Below are 6,134 nucleotides of genomic sequence, written 5' to 3'. Positions count from 1 at the left end.
GTACGGGCTGGATTGCCCGGCCCGCCGCCAAAGCCGTACGGGCTGGATTGCCCGGCCCGCCGCCAAAGCCGTACGGGCTGGATTGCCCGGCCCGCCGCCAAAGCCGTACGGGCTGGATTGCCCGGCCCGCCTCAAGAGCCCGACGGACTGACTCTGCTCACGTAGTCCTCCAGGCGGGCCACTCTCAGCCCTCGGCTCTCGATCTCCCTCAGCAGGCGGGTCGTCCGGTCCGCCAGGGTCAGGGACGGGAGCTCGACCGACGGGACGGAGATGATGTCGCCGGGCGTCAGCCGCTCGGCGCCCCCGGCGTACGTGAGGTCGCCGTCTCCGTCCAGGGTCGCCCGCCCGAGGACGACCGCCGTGATGCCGCAGTCAGCGGCGGCGCGGAGGGTCGTCGTGTCGTACGTGCCGTAGGGCGGGCGGAAGAGGTGGGGGCGGACGCCGAAGCGGGACTTGAGCTTGCGCTGCTGGCCGCAGATCTCCGCGCGCTGGCCGGCGTACGGCAGGCCGCGCAGGGCGGAGTGGTCGAGGGTGTGGTTCTGCAGGCTCGCGCCGACCGCGCGCAGCCGGGCGAAGTGCGCGTAGCCGGGGCCCACCACGCTGTCGGTGAGGAAGAGGCTGACCGGGAGGCGCCGTTCGCGGACGAGGTCGATGAAGCGGGGGTCGCGTTCGGCTCCGTCGTCGTAGGTCAGGAAGACGACGTGGTCGCGCGTGCGGACGCGGTCGATCACCGGTGGGGTCGCGGGGGCGGGCGGGCGCCGTGCCGGAGTGCGGGTGGTGCGTGGTTGCTCGCGCAGTTCCCCGCGCCCCTTTCGGGGCGCTTCACCCACGCCGTCTCCGGCCTCCCGGTCTTCCCCCGGGCCGCCGCACCCGGTGAGCGCCGTGAGCAGCAGGATCAGGGCGACGGCCGTCGAGCCGCGGCGCCTCACAGGTAGTCCTCCAGGCGGGCCACCGCGTACCCCTCCGCCGTGACCTTGTTCAGGAAGCGGCGGACCATGTCGCGCATCGTGCCGTCCCAGTCGTCGGGGCCGCGGAAGTGCGTGAGGACGATGTCGCCGGGATGCAGTTCCCGGTCCCACTCGCGGTACTCCCAGCGGTCGACGAAGACCTCCTCGTTCCACAGCGGGACGTACTCGATGCCGCAGCGTTTCGCGGCGCGCAGGGTGTTCCTGTCGTAGTTGCCGAAGGGCGGGCGGAAGAGGACCGGGCGGGTGCCGTAGCGCTCCTCGATGACCTTCTGCATGCCGCAGATCTCGCGCTTCTGGCGGGCGTAGGACAGCGCGGGCAGGTAGGGGTGGTTCAGGGTGTGGTTGTTCAGGGTGACGCCGCGGTCCTGCATCCGCTTGAAGTAGCCGTAGTCGTCGCTCACGACGTAGTCGCTGAGGAAGGCGGTGTACGGGATCCGCAGGTCGCTCATCATCCGCAGGAACTTCGGGTCCTTCTCGGAGCCGTCGTCGATGGTGAGGAAGACGATCTTCTCCTTGGTGGGGACGGTGGTGAAGACCGGGGGGAGGCCGAGGCGGCGGTGGCCGTCGACCTCGAAGCCCTCGCGGGTGGTGATGCGCGGCTTCTTCCTCGGCGCCGGCGGGGCCGTCAGGGGCACCCGCTTCAGCCCCCAGCGTTTCGCGGCGGCGGCCCGCGCGGCGTGCGCGGCGCGCAGCTTGGTGGCGTAGGAGTCGAGCGCGCGGGCCGGGGGCGCGTTGAGGGGCTGCTGGCCGCCCGCGGGCGGGACCTCGCCGCCGCCTCGTCCGCAGCCCGGGGCGAGAGCGGCGAGGGCGAGGACGACGAGGGCGACCCGCACCCGGCCCACCGCGCCTCGCGACCGCCTCGCGCCCCACACCCGCTTTTTATCGTTTTGTCCTACTACTCGCATGAGCTCGGATCCTCCCAGCCCTCCGCCCGGAACCCGGCCCGACACCGCCGCCGGAGGCGAACGGTCCACCGACTGGCCCACAATGAGCCGGTGAACGACCTCGCCCCGCTCCTCACCCCCGAAGGCCGCGCTCTCCTGGAGGAGGTGCGCGACACCGACCCGGCGCACGAACTCGCCGTCGCGACCCGGCTGCGCCGCGCACACCCCGCGGAACTGGTGTCGGCGGCGCTCGGTCAGGCGCGGCTGCGGCAGCGGGCCGTGGCGAAGTTCGGGGAGGAGGACGCCCGGCGGATGTTCTTCACCCCGAACGGGGTCGAGCAGTCGACGCGGGCGAGCGTGGCGGCGTACCGGGCGCGGCGGTTCAGCGAACTGGGCGTGACGTCGGTGGCCGACCTGTGCTGCGGGATCGGCGGGGACGCGATCGCGCTGGCGCGCGCCGGGATCCGGGTGCTGGCGGTGGACCGGGACCCGCTCACCGCGGCGGCGGCCCGGGCGAACGCGGACGCGCTGGGGCTCGCCGGGCTGATCGAGGTGCGCGAGGCCGATGTCACGGAGGTCGACACGGCCGGGTACGACGCGGTCTTCGTGGATCCGGCCCGGCGCGGCGGCCGGGGCCGCATCTTCGACCCCGAGGCGTACTCGCCCCCGCTGTCCTGGGCGATCGAGGCGGCGCGTACGGCGCCCCGCGCCGCCGCCCTGAAGATCGCACCGGGCGTTCCGCACGAGGCGATCCCCGACGACGCCGAGGCCGAGTGGATCTCGGACGGCGGGGACGTGAAGGAGGCGGTGCTGTGGTTCGGCACGGCACACGCCGGCGCGGAGGAGGCCGGCCCGGGACAGGTGAAGGGCGCCTTCCGCGCCACGCTCCTCCCCGGCCCCCGCACGCTCCTCTCCCGCGGTCTGCCCGACCCGGCGGTGCGTCCGCCCGGCCGGTTCCTGTACGAGCCCGACGGCGCCGTCATCCGCGCCCATCTGGTCGCCGAGGTAGCCGAGGACGTCGGCGGCGGGCTGATCGACGAGACCATCGCGTACATCACGGCCGACGAGCACCGTCCGACCCCGTACGCGACCGCCTACGAGATCACCGACCGGCTCCCCTTCAACGCCAAGAAGCTGAAGGCCCTGCTGCGGGAGCGCCACGTCGGCACCCTGACCGTCAAGAAGCGCGGCTCGGCGGTCGAGCCCGAGGAGCTCCGCCGCAAGGTGCTGCCCAAGCCGCACGGCACGGAGGCCGTCACCGTGTTCCTCACGCGTGTCGCGGGCGCCCCGACGATGCTGCTCGGCCACCCGACGACCGGCCACCCGGCGACCGGCCACCCGGCGAGCTGATCAGACGCCGGTCTCCCCCGCCCGCCGCAGCAGCAGTTCCCGCTCCCGCTGGTTGCGGGTCAGGGAGGCCGCCCGTGCGAACTCGGCGCGGGCCTCCTCCGTACGCCCCAGCCGCGCCAGCAGGTCGCCGCGCACGCTCGGCAGCAGGTGGTAGTCGAGCAGCGCCGGTACCTCGGTGAGGGCGTCGACGAGGGGCAGTGCGGCGGCGGGGCCCTCGGCCATGGAGACGGCGACCGCGCGGTTGAGTTCGACGACCGGGGAGGGGGTGCGGGCGGCGAGGAGTCCGTAGAGGGCGGCGATGCGCGCCCAGTCGGTCTCCTCGTACGTGGCCGCCTGCGCGTGGCAGGCGGCGATCGCGGCCTGGACGGTGAACGGACCGGCGGTGCCGCCCGGTTCGAGGGCCCGCTCCAGGGCGGCCAGGCCGCGTCGGATCAGCAGCCGGTTCCACAGCCGCCGGTTCTGGTCGGCGAGCATCACCGGCTCGCCGTCGGGCCCGGTGCGTGCCGCCGTCCGGGACGCCTGGAGCTCCAGCAGGGCGGCCAGCCCGTGGGCCTCGGGCTCCTTGGGCATCAGCGCGGCCAGCTGCCGCGCGAGCCGCAGCGCGTCCTCGCACAGCGCGGGGCGCAGCAGGTCGTCGCCCGCAGTGGCGGCGTACCCCTCGTTGAAGATCAGGTAGATGACCTCCAGGACCGAGCCGAGCCGGGCGGCCCGGTCGTCGCCGTACGGCACCTCGAAGGGGACTCCCGACCTGGCCAGCGTCCGCTTGGCCCGCACGATCCGCTGCGCGAGCGTCGCCTCCGGCACCAGGAAGGCGCGGGCGATCTCCTCCGTGCGCAGCCCGCCGACCAGCCGCAGGGTCAGCGCGGTGCGGGCCTCGGCGGACAGCACGGGATGGCAGGCGGTGAAGATCAGCCGCAGTACGTCGTCGTCGATGTCCCCGGGGCCGGAGGGCTCGGGGTCGTGCGCCGCGTCCGGCAGGGCGCGGCCGGCCTCCTGGAGCTTGCGGGCGTAGGTCTCGCGGCGCCGCACCAGATCGATGGCGCGGTGCTTGGCCGTGGCCGTCAGCCAGGCGCCCGGACGGTCGGGGACGCCCTCTTTCGGCCACTGCTCCAGCGCGGCGACGAGGGCGTCCTGGGCGATCTCCTCGGCGATGCCGACATCCCGGACGATCCGCGTCACGCCGGCGATGATCCGCGCGGACTCCATCCGGAAGACCGTCTCGAGGGTCTCGGCGATGGTCTGCCTGCCGTGTGCCGTCACACCTCACATGACAGCACACGGCACCGACAGCGGCCGTCCGCTCAGGCCCCCGGCTCCTCGACCTCGCGGACCTCCAGGCCCACGGTCCAGTGGGGCGGGTGCACCTCCAGGAACCGCTTCCCCCACTCGATGGCCTCGGCCATGTCCTTGCACTGCATCAGCGCGTACCCGCCGACGACCTCCTTGGTCTCCGTGAAGGGGCCGTCGGTGTACGACAGCTTGCCGTCGGACCAGGTGACGCGGGTGGACTCGGCGGTGGGCTTGAGCCCGGCGGTGTCGAGCATCGCGCCCGCCTTGGTCATCTCCTCGAACAGCGCGCCCATCCGCTCCTCGAAGCCCGGGTCGGCGGACTCCATGTCGATGGTGTTCTCCTGGATGCGGACCAGGGACAGATAGCGGGGCATGGTGCCTCCTCGGGTCTCGGGCGGGGTCTCTCCCCGTCTCGGGCGGGGTTTCTCCCCGCTCTCACCCTGTGCGTCGAACGAGGGACGCCGGCTTCGACACGCCCGCCGGAAAAACCTCCGCTCATTTCAGCGAGTCCCACAGCTCCCTCGCCTCCGGCTCGTCCGCCACCACCCGGTCGGGGTCGTAGGGGGCCGGGACCACCGGCATGGTCACCGTCCTGACGCCGGACGACGACAGGTCCCCCAGGCTCCGGCCGAAGCCGATCAGCTCGCTCAGCGAGTCCAGCCCGGTGTCGGTGGTGAGGCTGCCGGTGAGCGCGTCGGCGATGTCGTACAGCTTCACGGGGTCGGTGAAGAGGTCCTGGTCGGCGATCCGATCCAGGAGTGCCTTGACGAGCGTGTGCTGGAGGCCGATGCGGCCGAGGTCGCTGCCGTCGCCGATGCCGTAGCGGGTGCGGGCGAGGGCCAGGGCCTCGGTGCCGTCGAGATGGTGGGTGCCGGCGTCCAGCCGCAGGTGGCTGCGGTCGTCGTCGATGTCCTCCTCCGTGGTGACGGTGACGCCGCCGAGCGCGTCGACCAGCCGGGCGAAACCGGCGAAGTCGATCTCGATGTAGTGGTCCATGCGGACGTCGGTGAGGGCCTCTGCGGTCTTCACCGCGCACACCGGTCCGCCCACCGCGTAGGCGCTGTTGAACATGGCCCCCGACACGGGCTGCGACTCTCCTCCGTCCGGCAGCGGGCAGGCGGGCCGGTCGACGAGGGTGTCGCGCGGGATGCTGACCACGGTGGCGGTGGTCCGGCCCGGGTCGAGGTGGACGACCATGGCCGTGTCGGAGCGTGCGCCGTCGCTGTCGCCGCCGCCGAGCGCCTGGTTCTCCTCGCCGCCGCGCGAGTCCGAGCCGAGCACGAGGACGTTCAGGGACTCCGTCGCCAGGGGCGAGGCCATGGCCGCGCCGTCCGGGGAGGGATGGCTGCTCGCCTCGGCGGGACGGTCGTCGCCGAGGGCGCTGTCGATGTCGACGCCGGTGATGTTGTCGTCGAGCTGCCAGTAGGCCCATCCGGCCGCCCCCGCGCCGAGCACGAGCACGCCCGTCAGCGTGAGGCCGGCGATCTTCAGTCTCCCCGCGAGTCCCGTCACGGGCAGGAACGTACGTCCGAATTATGACGACCAGCGTCGCGCGGACAGTTTTCTTGTGAAATTCTCAGACTTCCGACTGCCCGTGCCCGAAACTTTCGCAACACCCCGCGAATCGGTTTCGAGCGCCGGG

Annotated in this window: 6 protein-coding genes; 1 reads left to right on the top strand and 5 read right to left on the bottom strand. The window is 73.0% G+C overall.

The window, feature by feature from the left end:
* Positions 1-131: 131 nt before the first annotated feature.
* Positions 132-797, bottom strand: coding sequence for a polysaccharide deacetylase family protein (locus AB0412_RS22590; protein WP_366404382.1), 666 nt, complete (start codon positions 795-797; stop codon positions 132-134).
* 128 nt (positions 798-925) lie between these two features.
* Positions 926-1,801, bottom strand: a complete 876-nt coding sequence (locus tag AB0412_RS22585; protein WP_366404350.1) for a polysaccharide deacetylase family protein — start codon at positions 1,799-1,801, stop codon at positions 926-928.
* 162 nt (positions 1,802-1,963) lie between these two features.
* Between AB0412_RS22585 and AB0412_RS22580 the strand changes: the two genes are divergently transcribed.
* On the top strand, positions 1,964-3,202 hold the full coding sequence (locus tag AB0412_RS22580) for a methyltransferase domain-containing protein (protein WP_366404349.1): 1,239 nt from the start codon (positions 1,964-1,966) through the stop codon (positions 3,200-3,202).
* Here the strand turns inward: AB0412_RS22580 and AB0412_RS22575 are convergent, their stop codons facing one another.
* The 3 genes from AB0412_RS22575 to AB0412_RS22565 all read right to left on the bottom strand — a co-directional run bounded on the left by AB0412_RS22575 (position 3,203) and on the right by AB0412_RS22565 (position 6,004).
* The gene (locus tag AB0412_RS22575; protein ID WP_366404381.1) at positions 3,203-4,408 is read right to left on the bottom strand and encodes an RNA polymerase sigma factor; all 1,206 of its coding nucleotides are present in this window, start codon (positions 4,406-4,408) and stop codon (positions 3,203-3,205) included.
* Between the two features lie 95 nt (positions 4,409-4,503).
* Positions 4,504-4,866 (bottom strand): YciI family protein, encoded by a 363-nt coding sequence (locus tag AB0412_RS22570; protein WP_366404348.1) that lies wholly within the window; start codon positions 4,864-4,866, stop codon positions 4,504-4,506.
* Between the two features lie 121 nt (positions 4,867-4,987).
* Entirely contained in the window at positions 4,988-6,004 is a 1,017-nt protein-coding gene (locus tag AB0412_RS22565) for an LCP family protein (protein ID WP_366404347.1), read from the bottom strand.
* Positions 6,005-6,134: the final 130 nt, after the last annotated feature.

It is taken from the genome of Streptomyces sp. NPDC052012, from assembly GCF_040689265.1.
Lineage (GTDB): Bacteria > Actinomycetota > Actinomycetes > Streptomycetales > Streptomycetaceae > Streptomyces.
The sequence above is the reverse complement of the archived record's forward strand: the minus strand, read 5'-3'. Positions and strand labels throughout refer to the sequence as shown.

What these genes read in the sequence shown, in the direction of transcription:
- AB0412_RS22575 (WP_366404381.1), bottom strand. Translation starts at nt 4,408, where the DNA reads ATGGAGTCCGCGCGGATCATCGCCGGCGTGACGCGGATCGTCCGGGAT.
- AB0412_RS22570 (WP_366404348.1), bottom strand. Translation starts at nt 4,866, where the DNA reads ATGCCCCGCTATCTGTCCCTGGTCCGCATCCAGGAGAACACCATCGAC.